Genomic DNA, 25,612 nt, shown 5'->3' with positions numbered 1-25,612 from the left:
TCATGTCACCTCAAGCAGCCGCGAGGGCGTCACGTACCCGTTCCATGCGCGCCTTGACCTCGGAGGCGATCTCGGCCACCTCGGGCCTGTCCACCAGTTGCAGGACTGACTCCGGGTCCATAAAGGCGACGACGATGCTGCCGTCGGCCTCTTCACGCACGACCACATTGCAGGGCAGCAGCAGCCCGATGTCGGGCTCCGCCTCCAGTGCCTGATTGGCGAGTGGGGGATTGCAGGCGCCGAGGATACGGTAGGGCCGCTTCTTGATCCCCAGCTTGGCCTCCAGTGTGGCCTTTACGTCGATGTCGCTCAGGACGCCGAAACCTTCGCCCTTCAGGGCCTCGGTCACTCGGGCGACGGCCTCATTGAAGGGAATCTTCAGTGTCGTGGAAAATCCGTACATCCTATGTAACTCCTCTGTTGGTTGTGGAATGGGTGGTTAGAAACTGTCCATCAATTGCTTCCCGATTTGGGCGCACCCGTCGGGCAAGAATCGGGAACTAGAAAATGGACAGTTTCTTAGTGACGGCAGTTATCTGACCGCACCGCGACCGGGCTGGAACACCAATAGCTCGCCGGCCTTGGACTGCTGCTCCGGTGTCAGTGTGCGATACAGCGCATCGGCTGACTCGGCTGTCTGCTGCATCATCGGCCCGCCCTGCTGTTGCATCGCCACCCGTTGATCGGCCGTGGGTGGTGCCTGACCGTTCCACATGGTCTGGCGATGGGCATTCCTCAGCGCCGACTGATTGATCACGGCCTGCTGATAGGCGTTCCATGCCTCGTGCTGAGCCGGCGTAATCGCGAGTTCCTGCTTCACATCGGCGAGGCGCGCGGCGGTATCGGCCGGCGAAGCCCCCATCATCCCAGGGCCGCCCATCATTCCTGGGCTTCCCGTCATGCCCTGTCCGCCCATCATCCCTGGACCGCCCATCATGCCGGGGTAGCCGCCGGTACTCTGATCCTGATCGCTGGCGGAGAACGCGGCGCCGCAGGCACCGACCATGACTGCGGAAGCGGCGATTAGCCCAGTAAGCCTGTTTGTTGACTGTTTCATATCGAGTTCCTGTTTGTTTGTTGGTTTGACTGCAAGGAGCGCAGATCCGCGTTCCTCGCCTTGAGTCAGTAAAGCCTGTCGATGTAAGCCCCGGATGTCGGTAACGCGGGAATTTGTAAGCCGATGTAAGCGATTGGCGCTGCGTTACTTGGCGTTACCGATCGCGAGCGGCAGGGGGCCGCGATCGGCTAAAGTGCTGACCATGGACACTGCCACTAACACCGCCTCTGACACCAACCCGGTCGCTCCCATTGACCACATCCTGGTCGTCGTCGACGACCCCGAGATTCGCCATCTGCTCAAGCAGTATCTGGAGAAGAACGGCTACCAGGTGACCGTCGTCGGCGAGGGCGGCGGGATGTGGAAGTGCCTGGAGGGAGGGCGGATGGATCTGGTGGTGCTGGACCTGATGCTGCCCGGTGTGGATGGGCTGGAGCTGTGCCGGGACCTGCGGGCGCGCTCGAAGGTCCCGGTGATCATGCTCACCGCACGCGGCGACGAGATGGACCGGGTCCTTGGTTTGGAGATGGGCGCCGACGATTATGTCGCTAAACCCTTCAGCGCCCGCGAACTGATGGCGCGCATCAAAGGGGTGCTGCGACGCGTGCGTGATCTGCCCATCGACCCCCTGGCGGAGACCCCGGAGCGGCTGGACTTCGCCGGTTGGAGCCTGGATGGTCGCACCCAGCATCTGACCTCGCCGGCTGGGCTGGTGGTGCCCCTGAGCCAGGCCGAATACCGGCTGCTGCAGGTGTTGTTGCTGCATCCCAACCGCGCGCTGACCCGCGACCAGTTGCTGGAGCTGACCCAGGGCCGTGAGGCAAAGCCCTTCGACCGCAGCATCGATGTGCTGATCGGGCGGCTGCGCCGCCACCTGGGTGAAGACGCGCGCGAACCCGAGCTGATCAAGACCGTGCGCGGTCGCGGCTATACCCTCGCGGCCCGCGTGACGCTGGTCCGATAGGAGTCTTTGCGATGCAACTACTGCCGAGGTCGCTATTCGGCCGGCTTACGTTGGTGCTGCTGACCGGGCTGACCACCACGATGCTGTTGTCAGCCAGCGTGCATTTGCGTGAGCGCGGTCGTATCGTCCACGAGGCCATCCAAGGCGATATCACCGAGCGCACGGTCGACACCGTTCTGCTCCTCGATTCGCTGCCGCCGGCGGAACGCCACCGCCTGCTGCCGGTGCTGAACGGCGAACAGACCCGCGTCGGTCTCGCCGACGCGCCGCGCGAGTTGCCCCCGGAGGATGCGCGCACGGCCGGTGCCGAGCTAGTAGGAGAGCAGATCCGCAAGCGCCTCGGCGCCGACACCGAGATCGAGGTGGCTCTGGCCGGCTTCATTATGACGTGGCAGGACCGGGTCGGCACGGCGCGGGCAGGCATGCGATGGCGAGCCGCTTCATCGTCCAGGCCCAACTCAAGGACGGCACCTGGGTCTGGTTCGAGCGCCGGATTCCGCGCGAGATCTTCGAGTGGCCGCCGCAAATGCTGCTGACATTGCTGATCCTACTGGCCGGGGTCGTCACTCTGTCCCTGGTGGCCGTGCGTTGGATCGTGCGACCGCTGGATCGGCTGCGTGAGGCCGCGGACGCCCTGGGCAAGGATATCCATCGCCCGCCACTGCCGGAGACAGGGCCGGTTGAGGTCGCGGAGACATCACGGGCGTTCAATACCATGCAACGGCGGATCGGACGCTTCGTCGAGGACCGGGCGCGGATGCTGGCCGCCATCTCGCACGACCTGAGGACCCCTCTCACGCGTCTGCGGCTGCGCGCCGATCTTCTGGACAACGAGGAACTTGGGGATAAGATCCGACGCGATCTCGACGAGATGCAGAGCATGGTCGGGGCGACCCTCGAGTTCATGCGTGGCACCGCCAGCCGGGAGGAGACCCGATCTCTGGACCTGATCGCCTTGCTCGAAAGCCTGAGCGAGGATGCCGAAGAGGCGGGGGCACCTGTGCGCCTGCGTGGTCAGGTTCAAACACCATATCGGGGTAGACCTGTCGCGCTCAAGCGCTGTATCGGCAATCTGCTCGACAACGCCTTGCGCTATGGCGGCGAAGCGGAGATTGAGGTGACGGATTCCGAGACCGCCGTGACGGTGACGATCGCGGACAGGGGACCGGGAATTCCGCCTGAATCACTGAGCAAGGTCTTCGAGCCCTTTTGGCGCATGGAGGGCTCGCGGGGGCGCGACTCGGGGGGTACTGGTCTGGGACTCGGGATCGCGCGCAATATTGCCCGCGCACATGGCGGCGATTTGCTGCTGCATAACCGCAAGGATGGCGGTCTCTGTGCGGAGGTGACCTTGCCGCGTTGAACCGCAACTTCGCGAGATCCGTGAGGTTGCCCGTGAGAGCGACCGCCGCCAACCCATGAGTGACGCTGCGCCTGATCAGGCCCAGAGGGGTTTTCTCGCGGTTCAAGTGCCCCATCTATTCTAAGGCTCGCGCGGAGCAACGGGGCCATCGTCTACACCAAAATCGAACCAAAGAATACGAAGGATGAAAGGAGACGAACGATGAACAAACTCATTGCAATGACGGTGCTGCTGGCCGCTAGCACGGCCAGCTTGGTCTTGGCTGATGAAGGGGCTGCTGCCCCTGGGATGATGATGGATCATCAGTCGATGGGCGGTCACACCATGACTCAGGACACGGATAGCGCCGACACGGCTGGTCACGGCGTGATCAACTCGGTCGATGCGCAAAAGGCAAGCATCAATATCACACACGACCCAATTCCGGCCTTGCAGTGGCCGGAAATGACCATGGATCTTCCTGTCACGGAGCAGGTCGATCTGAGTGGTGTGAAGGCGGGTGACACGGTCGACTTCAAAATCCTGCTCGGTCCTGACAACGTCTACCGGGTCACCGAAATGACACCGGCGCAGTGACCAGGCAATAGAGAGTCGCCCAAGTCGACGGGAAGCGGCCGAATCGATCTCGCGCAAATCTCCTGGCTCCTACTAATCGCTAAGGGTTTCGAGCGCAGGGATGGACCAGGCGACAGCCTGGTCTTGCCTGCCTATTTCACCGGTGCGATTTCAGTTGGCTGCCACGACTTGTCAAAGAACGACGGCAGCGGGCTGTAGAGGCGCAGGATGGTGAACCAGCCCTTGTCGGGGTCGGTCTGGATCCAGTTGCCGCGATCAACCCCGTCCGGCTGTTCGGGGCTGAACCAGACTGTGGTGGAACCGTCCTTGGCCACCGTCGCCGCTGGCGATGGATAGCTTTGCGAACCCGCACGCGGGTATTTCTGCGGCGTCTGCAGCATCGAGCGCGTCTGGTTATCGTAGACCGTGAAGGACCAGAACGCCTTGGCCGGGATATCCTTGGGCAGCGTTACCTTGTAGGTCTTCGCGCCGTCCATTGGATCGCCGTTCGCATCCACGAAGCCCATCAGATACTGCGATCCGACGCCAGGGATGTTCATGATCATGCCGGGGCTGTCGAGCGTGTAGGCGTAGTAAAACGCCGAGCGCGAATCCAGCGTGCGGGCGCCGGTCGGCGGCAGCGGTTTGAACATTCCGTCATGATACGCGGGCGGCGGGGTCTCGAAGAAGGCGCCTCCTTCCCAGAGCATGCTCATCCACATGGACCCTTCGTAATAGGCCCAGTCCGGATGGGCGCCAAAGGGGAGCCAGTTCAGAACCCGTCCGGCCGCCTGGCCAACGGCGGCGGCGTCGGTGAGGATCTTCTTCATCCGCTCGTCAGGCGCGAACTCCTTGCCCTTGGCGATGCCGATGGCGGCAAGCTGCCCGGCAAGCTCGACGTCATAGCTGGTGGCGGGCTCGGCCTGGACGTTCTCGTTGATCCATTCATAGAAGCCGAAGTCGCTTGGCGGGATGGTGTTGAACGACAGGTTGCTCGCCTCGACGAACTTCGTCTCGGGGATCTTCGATTCTTCCCCAAGACGGACCGCGCCGGTCAGCGCCTCAGCGATGCTCGTGCCATAGGTGCCCTCGGCGTAGGGATAGATCTTCATGTTCGCCTTGACATTCGCAACGGCTGGCTTTGGATCGCTGTCCACCAGGTAGGCGCGCGAGGCGTAAAGGACCCGGTTGGTCTTGGAATGGGCAACAAAGTATCCGCCCTCGGGCAGCGGCCCGTCGTAATCTGGTCCGACGATCAGGTACTTACCACCCCGACCGCGATCGGGTCCCGGCTTACCGACGTCAATGATCCATGAGAACCACATGTCGTTGATGGTCCCCACGCCATCCGAAGGCTGTTCGATCACCATCGGCCCCTTGGACAGGTCGATGAAAGAGAGATAGTAAACGGTGTCCGCGTTTCCTGTCAGAAACAGCGACGCCGAATCCATCAGTTCGGACGTAATGAGAACGTCGTTGAAATCGGCGCCGATGCTCTGGAAGCCCTTTTGGAGCCCCAGTGCCGACGCGCCGCGAAAACTGTTGTTGTAGACGTTTAGTGCGCGCGTGAAGTCGAGCGCATCGAAGACCTTCTGGGCGGTGTCGGCGCTTGGCGCGCCATCCTTGAAGTCCAGCGTTCCGATCGATGTCTCGATACGGTCGGGCGCGCCAAGTGAGTCAATCGTCTCTTTCGACACTTCGGCCTGAGCTGTCGCGGACAGCGATATGGCCAGAACCAGGCCACTTGTCATGGGAATACGGAGCATGGTGTGCTTCCTCTCGGTTGTTTGGATCATATCGGCCAATTTCATTTGCCGCGCGCCACCGGCGGCCCGGGGAAAGTCCAGGTTCCGTCCTGGATGGATTGTTCCGGTTCATTGATGCGAACCGCGTCGTTTTATTTCGCATCGCGCCCTCGTAGGGATTGTCAATGCGTCGATGCAATCGCTGATTTTTCTCCTTCAGCGACCTATTGCACGAGTTCGATCTCGCCTGGCCGCCAGGTCTTGTTGATCCAGGGCTCCAGCGGACCGTACATGCGCAGGATGGTGAACCAGCTCTTGCCGGGGACGGTCTGGAGCCAGTTGCCTTCCTTGCCCGCAGGGGCTTCGGGCGCGAAGTAGATGTCGTAGGAGCCGTCGTCATTCTGGGTCATGTCCTTCGACTGGCTGCCGACGGTCGGGAAGTTCTGGCTGGTCTGGAGCTGCGAGCGCGTCTGGGTGTCATAGATGGTCACCGCCCAGAAGTCGTTGACCGGCACATCCTTGGGCAGGTGCAGCTTGTAGGTCTTGGAGCCGTCGAACGGCTGCATCTTGGAATCAAGCAGGGCCAGCGCGTAGTCGGAACCTTTGCCCGCGTGCGTGGTGGCCATGGTTGGGGTCACGCCGCCTGCGTTGAAGTAGTAGAGTACCCGCGCGCCGAGGTCCATGGTTCCGTCGGCCTCGAAGCTGGTGTTGCGGTTGGCGAATGCGGTGGACCAGAGGCTGTTGGGGTCATCCGGATAGATCCGCACGCCGTCGAATCGCGGGTGGTAGGTGATGGCGCGGGCGGTCGCGTCGGCGAGCGTGGCGGCTTCGGTCAGCAGCTTTTTCATCCGCTCATCGGGCGCGAAGGGCTGGCCCTTGACGATACCGATGGCGGCGATGGCGCCACGCACCTCGGGACTGATGGCATCGATGGGCTCATCCTGGATGACCTGATTCAGCGCCTCGAAGTAGCTGAAATCGCTTGGGAATACCGTGTTGAAAGCCTTGTTCGACAGGTTGACGAATTCGGTCGCCACCGGGTTTGCGGCATCTTTCAGCGGATAGACCTTCAGATTGGATGTAATATTCTCAACGGCGGGCTTCAGCCCGTCCTTGATCGAGCCGCGCAGGAACAGAAAATTCCGATTTGTCGGCGGCTTGAGCAGGAAGTAGCCATCCGGGACTTCACCGCTATAGTCGGGAGGTATCACCAGGTATTTTCCGCCCTTTCCCTTGTCCGGGCCGGTGACGCCCATGTTGCCGACAAAGCGCTGCCAGGCGTCGTCAAGAAATCCCAGCATGCCGGGCGGCACCTCGATCACGGTCGGGCCGTCCTGGGCGAGATCGGTGTAGGTGTAGGCGTAAAGCGTCGATGTGTTCGCGGTGACGACCAGGGTTTGGGAATCCAACAGATCTGCGAACAGGGCGATCTTGCGCGCGCCCTTTGCCCCGGCATCGGCAAGGCCGGTGCGAACTGCGTACATCGACACGGCGCCGATGTTGTCGAGGAATACGGTCGTTCCTCGCATCCGGTCGAGGTTGTCGTAGACGACGGCAACGGTTGCGTCCTTCGGTACGCCGTCGAAGAACTCCAAGGTGCCGATCGAGGTTTCGGCCTTGTCGGGGATTGAGATGGAGTCCAGGGTTTCGGGAGAGACCTGAGCGAAAGCCGGTCCAAGCGCCAGGACGAGCGCGCAAGCACTGGCGGAGGTCATCATTTGCGTCATTGTCAGTCCACCTCTGTTAGTTTTATGTTCTCTTGCGATGCTACCTGTTGTCCGGTGCCGGTTTTGCCCATTTCGCGCCAACCTTTAGGGGCGCGGCGCGAGATGGGGAGCCCGGGTGGGAGGCGACGGTTGAGCGCCAGGCTCGCGATCGTCAGGGCGGCGCACTTGCGCGACTATCTGGTGGTGATGCGCCGGATCGGAATGCCCGTTGGTCGGGAACTCGCGCGCTCGCGCTTGCCGCCCCAGATTGAAGAGGCGCCGGACCTCTACGTCAGTGTTCCTGTTGCGATCGAGTGGATCGCACAATGCGGCCGTGACCTGGAGCCCATGGAACTTGGCTTTCTCGGTGCTCGGCAAGCCTCTCGGGCATCCATCAAGCCCGCTCATCTCACGGAGATGCTCGCGGCGCAGACCGGCTACAGGCGTCTGGAGGCCTTCATCCGCATTGCCTGTCGGGAGGACAATGGTCTGCGGGTGAGCTTGCGGCAGGAAGGTGACCAGACCCGGGTCATCTGCGACATGGTTCACTTGGCTCGCCACCCCTTCATCTGCTTTGCCGAGTGGCTGAACCTGCAAGGCGTCATGTCCATCATGAGCGACCTCGCCGGACCGAACTGGTGTCCGCGTGAGCTGACCTTTGTCTCGCGCTATGCCCCACCCGAGCTTGCGCGCGAGGCCTTCCCCAACACCCGCATGCTTGTCGGCCAAGCCTGCCCGTCCATCCTGATCGATAGCGCACATCTGGCGCGAGTCTGTGGTGGCACGGCGACCCAGTCCGACACTGAATCCGACATTGGGTCCGACACTGTTTCAGACGCTCGGCCCGTGTCTTTTGGGCAGGCAAAGGGGTCGAACGATCAGGTCGAAGCCTGGGACTTCTTGAATCTTCTGCGCATGATCCTGCAACCCTATCTGAACGGCGGGCACCCGGATCTTTCCCTTGTCGCCGAGATTGTGGGGATGAGTCCCCGTACCTTGCAGCGCCGCCTTCAGCAGAGCGGCAGCTGCTATTCCCAGGTGCTACAGGAGGCGCGCTTCGATCTCGCGCGCGGTCTGCTCGGTGACCCAGGCGCCAAGATCATTGATGTCGCCATGACGGCAGGCTACGACAGCCAACAACATTTCACGCGCGCCTTCCGCCGCTTCACGGGCCTCACGCCGACGGGGTATCGCCGTGCGTGCCAGTCCGGTCGACGCCATGATGAACAGGTGGACCGCAGCGAAGAACCGTCCCGATTGCAGGATTGATCGACCCATTGAGAACACTTGGCTTATGGTAGGGAGGGGAAAGCGAGGTGGTAATCGGGCGAGGTTTCCACCAGAGGCGGTCTGCGCTATCGCTCCGCACTGCACTGCGCGCAGGTTCCCACAATTTCGACGATTGATCGCTTGGCGCGGAAGCCAATGGCCGTTCCCGCGGCCGTCAGGCTTTTGGCAACCCCGACATCCTCGACCTCCGCCACCTCTCCGCAGTCGTCACAGATCATAAACTGGCTCGCGTGCGGATGATCCGGATGGGCGCAGCCCACGTAGGCGTGAAGACTGGCGAGCTTGTGCACCAGACCTTGCTCGAGCAGGAAATCCAATGCCCGATAGACCGTCGGCGGCGCCGGATTCTTCACCGCTCCGCGCATCCGATCCAACAACTCGTAAGCGCTCAGGGGTTTATCCGAGAGACACAGCAAGCGCAAAACCATCTTGCGCTGATCGGTCAGTCGTACACCGCGATCTCGGCACAGGGTATTGGCGCGGTCCAAAACCTGGCTGACAAGATGGCTATCCACGCAGGCATCCCCGAGCCATCTCTCGCGGCCGAGCGCAAATAACGGACACAGCCTAAAAAATCGGGATGGTCGAGTAACCCCGGGCCAGAGCTCCCCAAATCGACAAAACCCGGCCCAATCGGAACTGACGATTCATTGCATCCTCCATTTCTTTGGTTTGCATTTTTCTTGCGAGCCCCGGCCGATTCCCGACTGACGGCTTGTGCCTGGCGTCCGATATATTCTTTGCTCAGTCGTCATTGTCCCCCGCACGCGCCATCAATGCCAGCATGGCAGCCGGACTCGCTTGCGGTTTAGCAGGCGCGCTCTTGCGCGGCGGGTTCTGCCATAATGTCCACTTTCCAGGAGCCGCGAGCCGCCCATGCCAAAAAGCAGCAAGCCACCCGGTCCGCTCCGACGATCGGCCACCGCGCGTCAGCCTCCCGCTGGTAAAAACTCGGCTGCTCAAAACCCGACTGGCCAAAACAGGCCACCGGCAAAGGGGCCGCTGATGGTTTCCGGTCAGCTGTGGCTCAAGGTCGACGAAGTGGCTTTTCTTGGCGAAGAGCGCATTGCCCTGCTGGAACAGATCGAGACCTGTGGCTCCATCACCCGCGCTGCCAAGGCAGTCGGCATCAGCTACAAAGCGGCCTGGGACGCGGTCGATGCCATGAACAACCTGGCCCCGTCGCCGGTGGTGACCACGGCAACCGGAGGCCGCGGTGGAGGTGGCGCAGTGCTGACCGAGGAGGGTCGGCGGCTAATCGCTGGATTTCGCACCATTGCCGCGGAGTATCGCCGTTTTCTCGCGGATGTGAATGCGGCCGTGCAGGAAACCGGCACCGAGTTCGACCTGCTGCGCCGGCTATCGCTGCGCACCAGCGCGCGCAATCAGTTTGTTGGTCAGGTGGTTGCCGTCAGCGCGCGCATGGTTGACGCCGAGGTGGAGCTTGCGTTGCCGGGCGATCACCGCCTGCGCGCTGGCATCACCAATGAAAGCGTGGACTGCCTTGGTCTGCGCCCGGGCCGCCAGGTTTGGGCTTTGGTCAAGGCGGTTGCCGTGGGCATCGACAATCCCGCGACACAGCCTCCACCCGAGAGCAACCGCTTGTGCGGGCGGGTGCAGCGCATCACACGCAGTGACGGCCCGGCCGAGGTGGTGTTGGAGCTGACAGCCGGCCTCACAGTGCGCGGCGTAATTGCCGCTGAGTTGCTCGAGCCTCGCGGCATCCGCGAAGGCGAAACCGCCTGCGCCCTGTTCTCCCCGGCCAGTGTGATTGTCGGCGTGAGCGACTGATTCACCGCCCAGCACCGCGCGGTTGCTCACTTTGTCATCGGGGGACGCACCATCCTTGTGCCTTTACGCGTCCCGCAGCACTTCTTCGCTATATTCTAGTGCATATAGCGAAATCAGGCAGGTACTCCCAGCAAGACTTGCGGGGCCTTGATAACCGCCGTTGCCCCTGTACCCACCGCAAGTCCCATCTCGTCGCAGGCATCAAGGGTGATGCTGGCTTGCACCTGGTCGCCCGATGGCAGGCCAATGGTCACTTCGGCGTGAATCGGTCCTTTTTTCAGCGCGGTCACTGTGCCCTTGAGGCTGTTACGGGCCGACAGTCGCACCCCGGAATCGTCCGTCATCACCAGCACCGACGAGGCCTTGAACAGGGCAATGACCGCCGCGTTCGGCTCAAGCTTCAGTGACTTCAGGCTTTCATTGGTGACGATGGCAACCATCTCCTGACCGCTGGAGAGCGCCACTCGGACCTCGGCATTGACGGCGCCAGTCGTCACCGCGACCACTTTGCCGTGAAACTGATTGCGCGCACTGATCTTCATCAATATATCCTCGTTGAGTTAAGGGGGAAACAACGCCCACCGAGCCATGGACCTGCTCCGGAAAAGGCATAAGCGAATATTGTTCCATCTTTGCGAATATAGCGCTAGAAACTCCAAGCGCATTTTTTCGCGCGCGCTGCTGGCCTGATTTTTGCTTTAATTTGCGTTAAGCCGGCAGCGGGCGTTGCTGGGTATCGCATGTAGGGCGATCACTCGGCAACCGACACCCCTTTGTCGCAGCTCAGTCGAGCGAAAGTCGACTGGTCTTGACACCAATACCGCAATTATTTTTTTATATGACGAACTCCCATTCGTCCACTTTTACTTTGTGAGGTTATCGACAATGAAAGATTTCACCTTGTCCTCTGCCGCCGCCACGGCCTTGATTCTGACCCTGTTCGCTGGGCCTGCGCCTCTCATCAGCACCGCCGTCGCTGGCGAGGTGCAAATCGCGGTTGCGGCTAATTTCACTGCCCCGATGAAAGCCATCATCGCGTTGTTTGAGGAAGACACCGACCACACCGTCAAAGCATCCTATGGCTCGACCGGCAAGCTTTTTGCTCAGATCAAGAACGGCGCCCCTTTTGAGGCCCTGCTTGCGGCCGATCAGAAGCGCCCGAAACTGCTGGAGGAAGAGGACGAACTGGGCGTGCCCGGTTCACGCTTCACCTATGCCATCGGCACATTGGTGCTGTGGTCCGCCGACGCGGATAAGGTCGAGGACGGCCCGGCGCTGTTGAAGTCCGGCGACTTTAACAAGCTGTCGATCGCCAACCCCAAGCTGGCACCCTATGGCGAGGCATCCATTGAGACTCTGGAGGCACTCGACCTGAAAGACACCATCGAGCCCAAGTTCGTGATGGGTGAGAACATCGCCCAGACCTATCAGTTTGTCGACACCGGCAATGCGGACATTGGCTTTGTCGCTCTGTCGCAGGTTATGGAAGGCGGGAAAATCGTCAAGGGCTCGGGCTGGGTGGTGCCCAGTGAGATGCACGCACCAATCCGCCAGGATGCGCTCATTCTCGAGTCTGGCAAAGACAACCCGGCAGTGACGGAACTCTTCACCTACCTCAAGGGCGAGAAGGCGAAGGCGATCATTCACGACTTCGGCTACGAAACCGATTGAGCCGGAGCGCGAGCGAGGACGGGGCTTAGTGCCCCATCCTCCAACACTCATCCACGACCACACAACACACGAAAATCGCAACGATGTTCCTGACAGAAACTGATATCGAGGCGATTGCCCTCACCCTGCGCCTGGCCACGGTCACCACACTGATCCTATTCGCCCTCGGCACCCCCATCGCCTGGTGGCTAGCACGGACCCGCTCGCGTTGGAAAGGACCGATTGGCGCCGTAGTGGCTCTGCCACTGGTGCTGCCACCCTCGGTATTGGGCTTTTACCTGCTCGTAGCCATGGGGCCGAACGGGCCGTTGGGGCGGCTGACTGAAGCTTTCGGCATCGGACTGCTACCCTTTACCTTCTGGGGCTTGGTGGCGGGTTCCGTGTTCTACTCCCTGCCCTTCATGGTGCAACCGGTGCAGAACGCCTTCGAGAGCATCGGCGACCGCCCGCTGGAAGCAGCAGCCACCCTGCGCGCCGCGCCCCTGGATCGCTTCTTCAGCGTGGCGCTGCCGCTGTCGCTGCCAGGCTTTGTCACCGCCGGCATTCTCACCTTTGCCCACACCGTCGGTGAGTTTGGTGTGGTGCTGATGATCGGCGGTAACATTCCGGGGGTGACCCGGGTCGCCTCGGTGCAGATTTACGATTATGTCGAGGCGCTGGAATACGGCAACGCGCACCGACTGGCCGCAGTCCTGTTGGTATTCTCTTTCTTGGTGCTCTTGGCCCTGTATACGTGGAAACCGAGCGGGAAGAAGCAATGAGCAATCCCCAAGCAAACACAAAAACCGCAGGAGCCACAACCGGGCTGCTGCCGCTGATTGAGGCGCGTTTCCGGGTCAACTGGCCTGGTTTCACAATGGAGTTGGACGAACGGCTGCCAGCACGCGGCGTCACGGCGCTCTTTGGCCATTCCGGCTCCGGCAAGACCACACTGCTGCGCTGCATCGCCGGTTTGGAGCGGGCTGCCGAGGGCGAGCTGCGCTTTAACGGCCAGGTTTGGCAGGATGCTCGCACCTGGGTGCCAACCCATCAACGGCCCATTGGCTACGTCTTTCAAGAGGCGAGCCTGTTCCCACATTTGAGCGTGCTCGGCAATCTGCGCTATGGCCAAAAGCGCAGCCACGCGCGCGAGCGGGCCCAGAATGCACAAAATGCCGGGGATGCTCGGTCGGCTGCCTTCTGCCTGGATCACGCCATCGAGTTACTCGGCATCGGGCATCTGCTCGACCGGCGCCCGGCGGCACTCTCCGGCGGCGAGCGTCAGCGCGTCGGCATGGCGCGCGCGCTGGCGGTCAATCCGCGCTTGTTGCTGATGGACGAGCCGCTTGCGGCGCTTGATCTCAAACGCAAGCAGGAAATACTGCCCTATCTGGAGCGCCTGCATGATGATCTGGAGATCCCGGTGCTCTATGTCAGCCACTCCCCCGACGAGGTCGCGCGGCTGGCCGATCATCTGGTGGTCATGGACGCCGGTCGCGTGCTGGCTAGCGGCCCACTAAACGACACCCTGGCGCGGCTCGATCTGCCGATTCGCCTGGGCGAGGACGCCGGGGTGGTGCTCGATGGCCAGGTCGCCGAGCGCGACGAGCGCTGGCATCTCCTGCGGGTCGCCTGCTGTCAGACCAGCCTGTGGGTGCGCGACACCGGCGCGGCGGTGGGCGATCATGCGCGCATTCGCATCCTGGCGCGAGATGTCAGCATCACTCATACCCCGCAGCCCGAGACCAGCATTTTGAACACCCTACCCGCGCGCGTGATTTCCCTCGGCGATGACGCCCATCCAGCACTGGCGCTGGTGAAGCTCGATCTATCCGGCTCACCGCTGCTGGCGCGCGTCACCCAGCGCTCAGCGGAGCAACTCGGGCTCAAGCCCGCCATGGATGTCTGGATTCAAATCAAGGCGGTGGCTTTGCTCTGAGCAGGCGCGACTGGAGGCGCGACTGGAGGCACTAATGTAGCGGCACGACTGGGGGCCACGGCATCAGTTCAAGCGGCATCTCTTGCGCGTATTGGATTGACCGGCCAGCCCGACAGGCCTAACCTCTCTGCAAAGAAAAAATTCCCGATTCCGGCCATCCTTATCGCCGATTTCGGGCGGGACATTTCAGGCAGAATCAAGGAAACGGTGCCCCATGAAAGAAGTTGAGATCACACGAGCACTGCATCTGGATCGCTCCCAGGTGGTTGCGCTGGATACGCATTCGTTTCTTAACATTTTAAACGTGCTCAACCTGGAGCTTTCTGACCTGGCGGATCAATGTGGTTTTGAAGACGAATTTCGCCAAAGTAGCGATCGCATTTTTCAGCTTGCCGATGACATGTCGAACCCGGATGTCGCTTATGACCGAATCGCCGGACTGCATGAGGACATCTCCGCGATCAAGCATCAAGTGGAATGGAACATCACGGACGAGCACAGAAGCTCGCCGGAGACGCGCGCGATCCTGGAGAATCTCAATTCCATTTTCGCTGTCCTGCGCAAGCGGATCAGCGATCTCCAGGCGCGCATTGACGACTCGCTGAGCTGGCGCGAATTTGAAATCATCCAGGTGATTGAGGATTTTCAGAAAGTCTTCGGGGCAATCGCAAAAAACAGCAAAGGCCGTTTCCGCATCACCAATAACATCGCCGCTCAGGAGTCTCAAGACTATTACGTCGACTTCAAAATCGACAGCAGCGAGGAGCCCTTGATCCGCATGCCGCCGGTGGTGATTGATGTCATCCGCGATCTGCTTGCCAATGCGCGCAAATACACTTCGCCGGGCGGGCGGATCAATGCCGGCGTTTGGAGTGATGACACCGGCTTGTGCATCATTGTGGAAGACTCCGGCTACGGCATCCCCGAGGATGAAATCGAGTCCGTCATCGACTACGGGCAGCGCGCATCAAATGTCCAGGAACGGCGCACCATGGGCGGCGGCTTCGGGCTGACCAAGGCCTATTTCATCTGTAAAGAACTCGGTGGACGCTTTTGGATTCGATCGGAGCTCAATCGCAGCACCCGAATTCGAATGATGATCCCAAAGCACCCCGGCACGGACTGCAACTGCCCCTAACGCAGGGAAGAAGCCAGAGACATGACGGATGCACGGACGCCCCACGCCGGGGACTTCTTTAACCTCTACCGCCAGGGCATGGTGCGCGTCGCAGTCTGCGTGCCCGAGGTAGTCGTAGCCAATCCCCGGGCCAATGCCGAGGCGAGCATCCGGCTGGCACGCCAAGCCGCGGCCGAGGGCGCGCTACTGGCCCTCTTCCCTGAGCTTGGGCTCTCGGCTTACAGCAATGAGGATCTGTTCCAGCAGCAGGCGTTGCTCGATGCCAGCCTGGCGGCGCTCGATGCCGTGCGCGGGGCAAGCCGGGAACTGCCGACACTGCTGGCGGTCGGCCTGCCGCTGGCGGTGGATGGGCGCCTGTTCAACACCGCCGTGCTGGTGCATCAGGGGCGGCTGCTTGGCGCGGCACCCAAGAGCTACTTGCCAAATTATCGGGAATTCTACGAGAAACGACAATTCAGCCCCGCCGGCGAGGCGCTAAGCCGGGACATCTCCCTGCTGGGCGAGACCGTCCCCTTCGGCAATGACCTGTTATTCGAGGCACAAGAGCTGCCCGGCTGCGTGCTGCATCTGGAGCTGTGCGAGGACCTGTGGACGCCCTTACCGCCGAGCACCTATGCCGCGCTGGCTGGCGCCACCCTGCTGCTGAATCTCTCGGCCAGCAACATCACCATCGGCAAGGCGACTGAACGGCATGCCCTGTGCGCGGCCCAGTCCGGCAAGTGCATCGCGGCCTATCTGTATTCCGCCGCCGGCCCGGGCGAGTCGAGCACGGATTTGGCCTGGGACGGCCATGCGGTGATTTACGAAAATGGCCAGCTGCTGGCAGAGTCCAAGCGTTTCGCGCCTGGCGAGCAAATGATCTTTTCCGACATCGACCTCGACCTGCTGGTCGGCGAGCGTCGCCGACGCACCAGCTTCGGCGATACGGCGGCGAGTGAGCGCGAGCGCCTGCGTGGGATGCGGCGGATCAGTTTCACGCCTCAGCTACCCGCCGGCGATCTTAGCCTCAAGCGGCGGCTGGAGCGCTTCCCCTTCGTGCCGGCGGACAGCCAAACCCGCGACCAGGGCTGCTTCGAGGCCTACAACATTCAGGTGCAGGCGCTGGCCAAGCGGCTCTTGGCAACCGGCATCGAGCGGCTGGTCATTGGCATCTCCGGCGGGCTGGACTCCACCCAGGCGCTGCTGGTGGCCGCGCGCACCATGGATCGGCTCGGGCTGCCGCGCGCCAATGTGCTGGCCTACACCCTGCCCGGCTTTGCCACCAGCGAGCAGACCCGCGCCAACGCCTGGGCACTGATGCGGGCGCTCGGCGTGAGCGCACAAGAAATCGACATCCGCCCATCCTGCCTGCAAATGCTCAAGGACCTTGGCCATCCGTTCGCCGACGGCCAGCCGGTGCATGATGTCGCCTTCGAGAACGTGCAGGCCGGGGAGCGCACTTCGCATCTGTTCCGGCTTGCCAACCATCACCAAGCGTTGGTGCTGGGCACCGGGGATCTATCCGAGATCGCCCTGGGCTGGTCCACCTACGGCGTGGGCGACCAGATGTCGCACTACAACGTGAATGCCTCAGTCAGCAAGACGCTGATTCAATATCTGATCCGCTGGCTGATCGACAGCCACCAGTTCGATGACGCCACCAATGCGGTACTGCGAAGCATTTTGGCGACAGAAATATCCCCCGAGCTGGTTCCGCCCGATGCCGAGGGTCATATCCAAAGCACCCAGGACATCATCGGTCCTTACGAGCTACAGGACTTCAACCTCTATTACATCAGCCATTTCGGCATGCGCCCGAGCAAGGTAGCCTTCCTTGCCTGGCATGCCTGGCATGATTGCACGCGCGGGCCCTGGCCTGATGGCATGGGAGCAGCGGACCGGCGCGAGTACGATCTACCCACCATCCGCCAGTGGCTGGAAGTGTTCTTACGGCGCTTTTTCGGCAGCAGTCAATTCAAGCGCAGCTGCATGCCCAATGGGCCCAAGGTCGGCTCGGGTGGCTCCCTGTCACCGCGCGGCGACTGGCGCGCACCGAGCGATGCGGTGCCGGATGTGTGGTTGGAGGAATTGCGCCGTAATGTGCCCGATGCGCCAATGCCCCACTAGCAAACCGGGAGTAAGGTGCGAATTGAGTCAGCCGGGTCGGTGCAGCAACGCCCTGGCCAGTCGCTCTTGAGCAGCGGTACTGGAGGCATGCTCCGGCGGGTGATCAACCGAGCGGCACTGGACACTTACAACCGGTGCTCGTCCGCCGATTGAGCTGGAGTCAGGGTTTTGATGGACAACGCATGCAGCTCCCCGCTCGCGATCTGCTCGCGCACTGTGTCCATGACCAGACGTTGTTTTTTTAGCGGCGTCAGTCCCTCGAAGGACTCGCTGACGACAATGGCGTCGAAATGACTGCCGTCGCCGCTCACCTGCACCTCGGCGCCAGGTAATCCATCGCGGATCAACTGCTCCATTGCTTCTGTTTCCATCTTCGCTCCTTGTCGGTCGGTTCTGGGCTGCGGCAGAGGTAAGGCCGGAAAGCTGCCAGTCCAACCCCGGACCCTCTGGGCGCGGTCCTTGGTCAATCAGCCTTCGAGCGACTCGAGCCGGATGCGCACCACCTTGCCATGCACGGCCTCCAGCGCCTCTATACGGGTGATGGCGCGGTTCATGTCGCCTTCCTTGACGCGATGGGTGAGCATGATGATTGGCACATGGGTCTCGCCTTCCTCGGGTTCTTTCTGCTGGATGGCCTCGATGCTGATGCCCTCCTCGCCCAGAATGCCGGCGATGGCGGCCATGACGCCGGAGCGGTCGAGCGCGAGCAGGCGCAGATAATAGGCCGTCTCGACGGCTTCAATCGGCAGCACCGGGGTATCGCTCAGCTCGTCGGGCTGGAAGGCGAGATGCGGCACCCGATTGGTCGGGTCGGTGGTCAGGGCGCGGGTGATGTCGACCACGTCGGCCACCACGGCGGAGGCAGTCGGCAGCGCGCCGGCGCCGGCGCCATAGTAGAGCGTGGGGCCGACGGCATCGCACTTGACCAGCACTGCGTTCATCACGCCATCAACATTGGCGATGAGCCGGCGGTGCGGGATGAGCGTCGGATGCACGCGCAACTCGATGCCGTCCGGGGTGCGCCGCGCGATACCAAGATGCTTGATGCGGTAGCCAAGCTCAGCGGAATAGGCGACATCCTGGGGCTCGATATGCGAAATGCCCTCGGTAAAGGTCTTGTCAAACTGCAGCGGGATGCCAAATGCGAGGGAGCCGAGAATGGTGAGCTTGTGCGCGGCGTCAATGCCCTCGACGTCGAAGGTCGGGTCGGCCTCGGCATAACCGAGCGTTTGCGCCTCGGCCAGCGCATCGGCAAAGGCCCGGCCTTTGTCGCGCATTTCAGTCAGGATGAAATTGCCGGTACCGTTGATGATGCCGGCGATCCACTCGACATGATTTGCCGCCAGACCCTCGCGCAGCGCCTTGATGATGGGTATTCCGCCGGCCACTGCGGCCTCGAAGGCCACGGTCACGCCCTTGGCCTGGGCAGCAGCGAAGATTTCATTGCCATGCAATGCGATCAGCGCCTTGTTGGCGGTGACCACGTGCTTGCCGTTCTCAATTGCCTTAAGCACCAGCTCGCGCGCCGGCGAGTAGCCGCCGATCAGCTCAATGACGATGTCGATTTCCGGGTCATCAACCACGGCGAAGGCGTCGTCGGAAATCTTGCCGATCTTTTCCAGCCCCGAGAAGCGGCTCGGGTCATAGTCGCGCGCCGCCGCATGGGCGATGCGGATCTCGCGCCCCGCGCGGCGGGCAATTTCCTCGGCATTGCCGGTCAGCACGGAGACGGTGCCGCCGCCGACCGTGCCCAGGCCCAAGAGTCCGATGTTGACGGGCTCCATGTTGCGTCCTCCAGATGAAATAGTGATCGCGCCCAGATGAGATGGTGTGATAGCGCCGCGCACTCAGCCGGCTGTCGCGGTAAAGCCGGTGCGCGCGTCGTCGCGCAGCATCTGCTTGATGCCCTTCACCGCCTGACGGGTGCGGTGCTCGTTCTCGATCAGCGCGAAGCGCACATGATCGTCGCCATAGTCGCCAAAGCCAATGCCGGGCGAGACTGCCACTTTGGCATCCTTAAGCAGCTTTTTGGCGAATTCCAGCGAGCCCATAGCGCGATAGGCCTCAGGGATGCGCGCCCAAACGAACATGGTCGCGCGCGGCTTCTCGACCGGCCAGCCGGCAGCCTGCAGGCTCTCGCAGAGCACATCGCGGCGGCTTTGGTACTGGTCGCGAATTTCAGCGACGCAGTCCTGCGAGGACTCGAGCGCATGAATGGCCGCGACTTGAATGGGCGTGAAGGTGCCATAGTCCAGGTAAGACTTCATGCGCGCAAGCGCCGCGACCATGGTCGGATTACCGCACATGAAACCGATGCGCCAGCCCGGCATGTTGTAGCTTTTTGACATGGAGAAAAACTCTACGGCATAGTCGAGCGCACCCGGTACCTGCAGGATGGAAGGCGCCTTGTAGCCGTCGAAGACGATGTCGGCATAAGCCAGATCATGTACCACCCAGATGCCGTGCTCGCGAGCAATGTCGATGACCTTCTCGAAAAAGTCCAGCTCCACGCACTGCGTTGTCGGATTGCCGGGGAAATTTAGCACCAGCATCTTCGGGCGCGGCCAGGAATCCAGTATGGCGCGCTGCAGCTCCTCAAAAAAGTCCACCTCGGGCGTCAGCTTGACGTGGCGCACATCGGCACCAGCGATGATGAAGCCGTAGGGATGAATCGGATACGCCGGATTGGGCACCAGCACGGTATCGCCCGCGGCCATGGTGGCCATGGCCAGGTGCGCGAGCCCCTCCTTGCTGCCGATGGTGACAATGGACTGAGTCTCGGGGTCGAGCGTGACAGCGTAGCGGTCCTGATACCAGCGGCAGATGGCGCGGCGCAGGCGCGGGATGCCGCGCGAGACCGAATAGCGATGGGTATCGCGGCGCTGGGCAACCTCAACCAGCTTGTCGACGATATGCTCGGGCGTCGGCTGATCTGGATTGCCCATGCCGAAGTCGATGATATCCTCGCCGCGCGCTCGCGCCGCTGCCTTCAACTCATTGACAATGTTGAAAACATAGGGCGGAAGCCGCTCGATGCGGCTAAAGTTGGGCTGCGGCGCGACCACGGGGGAACCTCTCAATGGGTTTCTGAACGGGAAAGGTTGGCAGTTTAGCGCGCCGCGCGGCGGATTCAAATGACCGCGCGCACCCTGGCCGGCACCCCTGGCTGAGAGTGCCCGTCTAATACCACAGCAAGTCCATGTCCGTCTATAATGCATTGTCTTCGCCGTTGCGCCGAGCCGACCATGCATTTCCCCAAACTGCGCACTATCGCCACCACCAGGGTTATCACCCTGCCGGCCAGCGCCAGCCTCGCCGAGGCGGCCCGGACCATGCGCAAACACAACATTCGCAGCGTGGTGGTCCGGCTCGAACCCGGCTATCGCTTGCTGCTGTCCAGCCGCCTGTTGGCATTTCAGACTCAGGGGGTGGCGCTGTCGAAGACACTCGCGGAGCTGGATCTGCCCGAGCCGGCCCTGCGCGCGCCCGACGAAACAGTGCTGGAGGGGCTCAATGCCATTCGCACCCCGGCCGAGCACATCTGTCTGGTCGATGCGGCGGGCACGCTCCTGGGCATTGTCAGCTACAGCGATCTCGCCGCCAGCCTCGACCCCAGCATGCTGGCCGAGACCCAGAGCCTGGGCGAGTTGATTCAGGGCCTGCAACCGCTCACCGTCGATGAAGGCCCGCGTGTGCGTGAGGTGATGCAACGCATGCATCTCGGCCAGTTCACCGCCTGCATTGTCTTGCGCGATGAGCAGCCCGTGGGCATTCTCACCCAGCGCGACCTGGTGGCCTTGATCAGCTCCAGCGCTGATCTCGACCAGCCCATCGGGGCCTGCATGACCGCACCGGTCAAGACCCTGAGCCGCGACACCACCATCTCCGAGGCGCTGCGCGTCTGCCGTGCGCAGCACATCAAGCGGGTGGTTGTTGTGGATGCCGAGCAGCGCTTCACCGGCCTGGTCGGCCAGCGCGATCTGGTCAGCCTCTACTACAACCACTGGTTCAATCTGCTCAAGGAGCATCAAGCAGAACTCGATCAGCTCAACCGGGAACTCAGCACTCAGCATCAGACGCTCAAGCGTGAGGAGCGGCGCTTTCGTGCGCTGTTCGATCACTACCCGGATGCCACCCTGCTGATTGATCTGGCCGATGGCACCACGCTTGAATTCAATGCCAAGGCCTATCAACAGTTGGGCTACAGCGCCGAGGAATTCGCCCGCCTGCGCATCAGCGACTACGAGGCGCGGGAAACGCCCGAGGAAACCGCGCGCCACATTCAAAAGATTCTGGATCAGGGCTTCGATGAGTTCCGCACCCAGCATCGGCGCAAGGATGGCCAGTTGATTGATGTCAGTGTCACCGCGAGCCTGTTGGACCTGGACGATCAACAATGCCTGCTCGCCGTGTTTCGCGACATCAGCGCCCGCAAGCAAGCCAAACAGCGCCTGCGCGATAGCGAAGAGCGCCTCAAGCTGGCGACCGAGGCCGCGCAAATCGGCATCTGGGACTATGACATCGCCCATGACCGGCTGTTGTGGGACGCGCGCATGTTCAGCCTCTATGGCATTGATCCCGAGCATTTCGGCGAGCGATTCGCCGACTGGGCCGCGACCGTCTTGCCCGAGAGTCTGAGCGTGGTCGAAGGCGCCTTCCGCGCGCTCATTGAGAAAGACGAACCCTTCGAGGTGCAGTTTCAGATCCGCCGCCCGAGTGATGGCGCCATCCGCCATTTGCGCGGACTGGCGCGGGCGATGCGCGATGACCAGGGCCAGGCGGTGCGGGTGGTCGGAGTCAACGAAGACATCAGCGAACGGGTGCGCGCAACGCGCCGCCTGGCGGTCGAGGAAGCCAAGTTCCGCACCCTGTTTGAGCTGTCCCCGGTCGGCATCGCCATGAACGACTTCCATACCGGACAGTGGCTTGAGTTCAACCGCGCCGTGCATGAGCCGGCCGGCTACAGCCCCGAGGAATTTCGTCGGCTCGCCTATTGGGATGTAACCCCGTCCGCGTACAAAGCCGATGAGGAACGCGCGCTTGAATCCCTGCGCGCCACCGGCGCCTACGGCCCCTATGAGAAGGAATACATCCACAAGGACGGACACCGCTACCCGGTGTTGCTCAACGGCTTCAAAACCACCGATGCCGAGGGCCGCGAGGTCATCTGGTCGATTGTCCAGGACATTTCGGCGCTCAAGCAGGCCGAGCAAGGCATCAAGGAACGCGAGCAGCGCCTGAAGCAGCTCGCCGCCCACAGCCGCACCGTGACCTGGGAAGTCGACGCCCAGGGTTGCTATACCTATGTCAGCGAGGTGGCCAGGCTCGTCTGGGGCTATGCGCCAGAGGAACTCATCCATCGCCACCATTTCTACGACCTGCACCCCGAGGCGGAGCGCGCGGCGTTTAAGGCAGCGGTCTTTGCCGCCTTCGCGCGCCATGAGACCTTTACCGGGCTGCTCAACCCGGTGATCCATCAAGACGGACGCGTGCTGTGGATGTCTACCCATGCCTTTCCCGTTGTCAATGATCAGGGCGACTTGCTGAGCTACCGCGGCAGTGATCTCGATGTGACCGATTCCGTCCTGGCCAAGCGGGCGCTGGAAGCGGAGAAAGAGCGTTTCCAGGGTATTTTCGAGCAGACCGGCAGCGGCGTGGCGGTGTATCAACCGGTCGATGACGGCGAGGATTTTGTTTTTACCCAATACAACAGCGCCGCCGAACGCATGGATCAGACCCGCCGCGAGGCTGTGATTGGGCGCCGCTTGAGCGAGTGTTTCCCGGGCGCCGAGGCCATGGGCTTGCTCGCGTTGCTGCGCCGAGTGGCGCGCACCGGCGACAGCGAGCATGTGCCGATCTCGGTCTACCAGCACGAAGACTTGAAAGTCTGGCGCGAAAACACCGTCTTTAAGCTCTCTTCCGGCGAAGTCGTTGCCGTGTACAATGATCTTACCGGAATCAAGCAGGCGCAGGAAACCGCGGAACGCGCCAACCACGCCAAAAGCCAGTTTCTGGCCAATATGAGCCATGAAATCCGCACCCCGATGAACGCTGTCATTGGGCTGAGCGACCTGCTGCTGCACACCCCGCTCGACCCGAAACAGCGCGACTACCTGGGCAAGATTCGCGACTCCTCGCGCATGCTGCTTGGCATCATCAACGACATTCTGGACTACTCCAAAATCGAAGCCGGCAAACTGGAGCTGGACCCGCAGCCCTTCCGTCTGGAGGATCTACTGGATCAACTGCGCACGCTCTTTGCCGCTGCCGCCGATGCGTGCGGGATCGAGCTGATTTTCGAGTTAGCCATTGACCATCCATGCACCTTGGTTGGTGACGCACTGCGCTTGGCCCAGGTGCTGACCAATCTGCTCGGTAACGCCATCAAGTTCACCGAACAGGGCCAGGTGTGTCTGGCCATTCGCGAGCAGGAGGTCACCGACGCCGACATGGCACTGGAATTCGCGGTGTCCGACACCGGCATTGGCATCGCGCCCGCGCAGCTCAAGCGGCTGTTCCATGCCTTCTCCCAGGCCGACACCTCCACCACGCGTAAATACGGCGGCACCGGGCTGGGGCTGGTCATCAGCCAGCGCCTGGTCGAGCGCATGGACGGCGAGCTGCGGGTGGAATCCAGCGCCGGTGAGGGCAGCACCTTTTTCTTTCACATCCGACTGCCGCTGGCCGCCGACGCTGATGCGGATCTGGGCGCTGATCCGGCCTCCCTTGCGCTCGAAGCGGGCGCCCGAGTCCTGGTGGTTGACGATCATGCGGCCGCGCGCACTCTGTTGCGCGACATGCTGGAGTCCCAGGGCGCGGTGGTGGAAGAGGCCGACAGCGGCGCGGCGGCCATCGCGGCCGTGCAGCGCGCCGAACAGGCCAAGACACCTTTTGCCCTCATCCTGATGGATTGGAAAATGCCCGGCGAACTCGACGGCATCCAGACCCTGGAGCGCCTGCAAGCCTTGCGCGAGCGCGGCGAACTCAGCCAGGGCGTGATTCCGGCACTGATCGTCAGCGCCTACAATGCCGATGAACTCGAGCCGCACGCCAGCCTCTATGGCGCCTTTGTCAGCAAGCCGATCACCCCACGCGCGCTCTTCAACGCCATCAACCAGGCCCGCAGCGGAGCGGATCGGCGCGCCGAGGTCCCCGCCCGGGCCGCACCCAACTTCCGCCATCACAGCGTATTGCTGGTGGAGGATAACCCGCTCAATCAGGAAGTCGCCCGCGCCATTCTGGAGCGCACCGGGGTGCGCGTCATCCTAGCGGAAAACGGCCGCGAGGCGGTGGATCAGTTCGCACAGCACGGCGAGGACATTGATCTGATTCTGATGGATCTGCAAATGCCGGTCATGGACGGTTTCGAGGCCAGCCAGCGCATCCGCGAACACGACAAAACCATCCCGATCATCGCCCTGTCCGCCGCCGTGATGGAGGATGATCGCACCCGCGCCGCCGCCGCCGGAATGAATGACCATCTGGCCAAACCCATCGACAGCCAAGCGTTGCTTGCCACCCTTGGCCAGTGGCTGCGCGCCGGGGACAACCCGGTCGAAGCGGCGGACCGGCCTGTCGCCGCGCCCAGCGCGGTCGCGCACCAGCAGCCAGCCCAGCCCCCGGCCCATTCCACCGCCCAGCCCACCGCGTTCACGGCCATCGATTCCGTCATCGATTCCGCCATCGACACGGGCGGCGGACTCAAGCGCTTCGAGGGCGACCAGGCCCTGTATCTGCGCACCTTGCACGGCTTGCGCGCGCAACTCGACGGCGAACTCTCCGCCCTGCCCGAGGCCCTGGCAAACCCCGATGATCCGCTCACCAAACGCCTGCTCCACACGCTGAAAGGCCTCGCCGCCATGGTCGGCGCCAATACGCTGGCTGAACGTGCCGCGACCCTGGAAACCCGTCTGCGCGACCATGGCCGGCCGCGGGATGAGGACATCCGCGCCTTTGCCCAAGCGCTATCGAAGGTGCGCGAACAACTGGAACAACTCCCGCAACCGGTTGCCCGCGAGCGCGCGCGCAAGGAGACGCCGCACAATCCCGAGGCCGAGCCGCTGACAGAACCCTTGGCCGAACCGCTGGCCGAGACCATCGCCACCGTGCTGCGCGCCCTGTCCCAGGGAGAACTCATCGACGATGCACCCATGGCCGTGATTCTCGATCACCTCGCGCGCCAGGTCGATCCGGCCGCCGCCCAGGAACTCCAAGCGCGCATCGAGCAGTTCGAGCATGATGAAGCCGCCGAATTGCTGCGCCAACTGGCCGCGCGCGCCGGTATTCAGTTCAAGCACACCGACTGATC

At 62.3% G+C, this 25,612-nt stretch carries 21 protein-coding genes; 12 read left to right on the top strand and 9 right to left on the bottom strand.

Going from position 1 to position 25,612, the window contains the following annotated elements; all coding sequences use genetic code 11:
- Positions 1-10 precede the first annotated feature (10 nt).
- Positions 11-403: a DUF302 domain-containing protein gene (locus Thiosp_RS11950; RefSeq protein ID WP_201066327.1), complete on the bottom strand. Its 393-nt coding sequence runs from the start codon at positions 401-403 to the stop codon at positions 11-13.
- Positions 404-532: 129 nt separating this feature from the next.
- Complete coding sequence (locus Thiosp_RS11945) at positions 533-1,057, bottom strand: Spy/CpxP family protein refolding chaperone (RefSeq protein WP_201066325.1); 525 nt, start codon at positions 1,055-1,057, stop codon at positions 533-535.
- A 202-nt stretch (positions 1,058-1,259) separates the two neighbouring features.
- Between Thiosp_RS11945 and Thiosp_RS11940 the strand changes: the two genes are divergently transcribed.
- The 4 genes from Thiosp_RS11940 (at position 1,260) to Thiosp_RS11925 (ending at position 3,960) form a co-directional block, all read left to right on the top strand.
- Positions 1,260-2,021 carry a response regulator gene (locus Thiosp_RS11940; RefSeq protein WP_201066323.1) on the top strand — a complete coding sequence of 254 codons (762 nt, stop codon included), beginning with the start codon at positions 1,260-1,262 and terminating at the stop codon, positions 2,019-2,021.
- Positions 2,022-2,032: 11 nt separating this feature from the next.
- Entirely contained in the window at positions 2,033-2,557 is a 525-nt protein-coding gene (locus Thiosp_RS11935; RefSeq protein ID WP_323697084.1) for a hypothetical protein, read from the top strand.
- Positions 2,449-3,384 carry an ATP-binding protein gene (locus Thiosp_RS11930; protein ID WP_323697083.1) on the top strand — a complete coding sequence of 312 codons (936 nt, stop codon included), beginning with the start codon at positions 2,449-2,451 and terminating at the stop codon, positions 3,382-3,384. The genes Thiosp_RS11935 and Thiosp_RS11930 overlap by 109 nt, the downstream gene beginning before the upstream one ends.
- A gap of 201 nt (positions 3,385-3,585) precedes the next feature.
- Positions 3,586-3,960: a copper-binding protein gene (locus tag Thiosp_RS11925; RefSeq protein ID WP_201066320.1), complete on the top strand. Its 375-nt coding sequence runs from the start codon at positions 3,586-3,588 to the stop codon at positions 3,958-3,960.
- 131 nt (positions 3,961-4,091) lie between these two features.
- Here the strand turns inward: Thiosp_RS11925 and Thiosp_RS11920 are convergent, their stop codons facing one another.
- Positions 4,092-5,750, bottom strand: a complete 1,659-nt coding sequence (locus tag Thiosp_RS11920) for a DUF1254 domain-containing protein (protein WP_242518517.1) — start codon at positions 5,748-5,750, stop codon at positions 4,092-4,094.
- A gap of 158 nt (positions 5,751-5,908) precedes the next feature.
- Positions 5,909-7,411, bottom strand: a complete 1,503-nt coding sequence (locus tag Thiosp_RS11915) for a DUF1254 domain-containing protein (protein ID WP_201066319.1) — start codon at positions 7,409-7,411, stop codon at positions 5,909-5,911.
- A gap of 129 nt (positions 7,412-7,540) precedes the next feature.
- Between Thiosp_RS11915 and Thiosp_RS11910 the strand changes: the two genes are divergently transcribed.
- Positions 7,541-8,659: an AraC family transcriptional regulator gene (locus Thiosp_RS11910; RefSeq protein ID WP_201066318.1), complete on the top strand. Its 1,119-nt coding sequence runs from the start codon at positions 7,541-7,543 to the stop codon at positions 8,657-8,659.
- Between the two features lie 86 nt (positions 8,660-8,745).
- On the opposite strand, the gene Thiosp_RS11905 is transcribed toward Thiosp_RS11910, so the two are convergent.
- Positions 8,746-9,195: a transcriptional repressor gene (locus Thiosp_RS11905; RefSeq protein WP_201066317.1), complete on the bottom strand. Its 450-nt coding sequence runs from the start codon at positions 9,193-9,195 to the stop codon at positions 8,746-8,748.
- Positions 9,196-9,685: 490 nt separating this feature from the next.
- Between Thiosp_RS11905 and Thiosp_RS11900 the strand changes: the two genes are divergently transcribed.
- Positions 9,686-10,471: a TOBE domain-containing protein gene (locus Thiosp_RS11900; RefSeq protein WP_242518515.1), complete on the top strand. Its 786-nt coding sequence runs from the start codon at positions 9,686-9,688 to the stop codon at positions 10,469-10,471.
- Between the two features lie 113 nt (positions 10,472-10,584).
- Here Thiosp_RS11900 and Thiosp_RS11895 read toward each other — a convergent pair whose 3' ends face one another.
- Positions 10,585-11,013, bottom strand: a complete 429-nt coding sequence (locus Thiosp_RS11895; protein ID WP_201066314.1) for a TOBE domain-containing protein — start codon at positions 11,011-11,013, stop codon at positions 10,585-10,587.
- 343 nt (positions 11,014-11,356) lie between these two features.
- On the opposite strand from Thiosp_RS11895, the gene modA reads away from it, so the two are divergent.
- From modA to Thiosp_RS11870, 5 genes are all read left to right on the top strand, one after another.
- Positions 11,357-12,142, top strand: coding sequence for a molybdate ABC transporter substrate-binding protein (modA, locus tag Thiosp_RS11890; RefSeq protein WP_201066312.1), 786 nt, complete (start codon positions 11,357-11,359; stop codon positions 12,140-12,142).
- An 83-nt stretch (positions 12,143-12,225) separates the two neighbouring features.
- The gene (gene modB / locus Thiosp_RS11885) at positions 12,226-12,903 is read left to right on the top strand and encodes a molybdate ABC transporter permease subunit (protein WP_201066310.1); all 678 of its coding nucleotides are present in this window, start codon (positions 12,226-12,228) and stop codon (positions 12,901-12,903) included.
- A complete protein-coding gene (modC, locus tag Thiosp_RS11880) occupies positions 12,900-14,060 on the top strand; it encodes a molybdenum ABC transporter ATP-binding protein (RefSeq protein WP_201066308.1) in 1,161 nt (386 codons plus the stop codon). Before modB ends, modC begins: the two co-directional genes overlap by 4 nt.
- A gap of 214 nt (positions 14,061-14,274) precedes the next feature.
- The gene (locus Thiosp_RS11875; protein WP_201066306.1) at positions 14,275-15,198 is read left to right on the top strand and encodes a sensor histidine kinase; all 924 of its coding nucleotides are present in this window, start codon (positions 14,275-14,277) and stop codon (positions 15,196-15,198) included.
- A gap of 21 nt (positions 15,199-15,219) precedes the next feature.
- Positions 15,220-17,304, top strand: coding sequence for an NAD(+) synthase (locus Thiosp_RS11870; protein WP_201066304.1), 2,085 nt, complete (start codon positions 15,220-15,222; stop codon positions 17,302-17,304).
- A 125-nt stretch (positions 17,305-17,429) separates the two neighbouring features.
- Here Thiosp_RS11870 and Thiosp_RS11865 read toward each other — a convergent pair whose 3' ends face one another.
- The 3 genes from Thiosp_RS11865 to alaC form a co-directional block, all read right to left on the bottom strand.
- A complete protein-coding gene (locus Thiosp_RS11865; RefSeq protein ID WP_201066301.1) occupies positions 17,430-17,675 on the bottom strand; it encodes a BolA family protein in 246 nt (81 codons plus the stop codon).
- A gap of 96 nt (positions 17,676-17,771) precedes the next feature.
- Complete coding sequence (locus Thiosp_RS11860; RefSeq protein WP_201066300.1) at positions 17,772-19,088, bottom strand: homoserine dehydrogenase; 1,317 nt, start codon at positions 19,086-19,088, stop codon at positions 17,772-17,774.
- 63 nt (positions 19,089-19,151) lie between these two features.
- The gene (alaC, locus tag Thiosp_RS11855) at positions 19,152-20,369 is read right to left on the bottom strand and encodes an alanine transaminase (RefSeq protein ID WP_201066298.1); all 1,218 of its coding nucleotides are present in this window, start codon (positions 20,367-20,369) and stop codon (positions 19,152-19,154) included.
- 180 nt (positions 20,370-20,549) lie between these two features.
- Here alaC and Thiosp_RS11850 point away from each other — a divergent pair, with 180 nt between their 5' ends.
- Positions 20,550-25,610 carry a PAS domain S-box protein gene (locus Thiosp_RS11850; RefSeq protein ID WP_242518514.1) on the top strand — a complete coding sequence of 1,687 codons (5,061 nt, stop codon included), beginning with the start codon at positions 20,550-20,552 and terminating at the stop codon, positions 25,608-25,610.
- Positions 25,611-25,612 lie beyond the last annotated feature (2 nt).

Source organism: Thiorhodovibrio litoralis (assembly GCF_033954455.1).
Taxonomy (GTDB): domain Bacteria; phylum Pseudomonadota; class Gammaproteobacteria; order Chromatiales; family Chromatiaceae; genus Thiorhodovibrio; species Thiorhodovibrio litoralis.
This window is presented reverse-complemented; position numbering and strand designations above follow the sequence as displayed.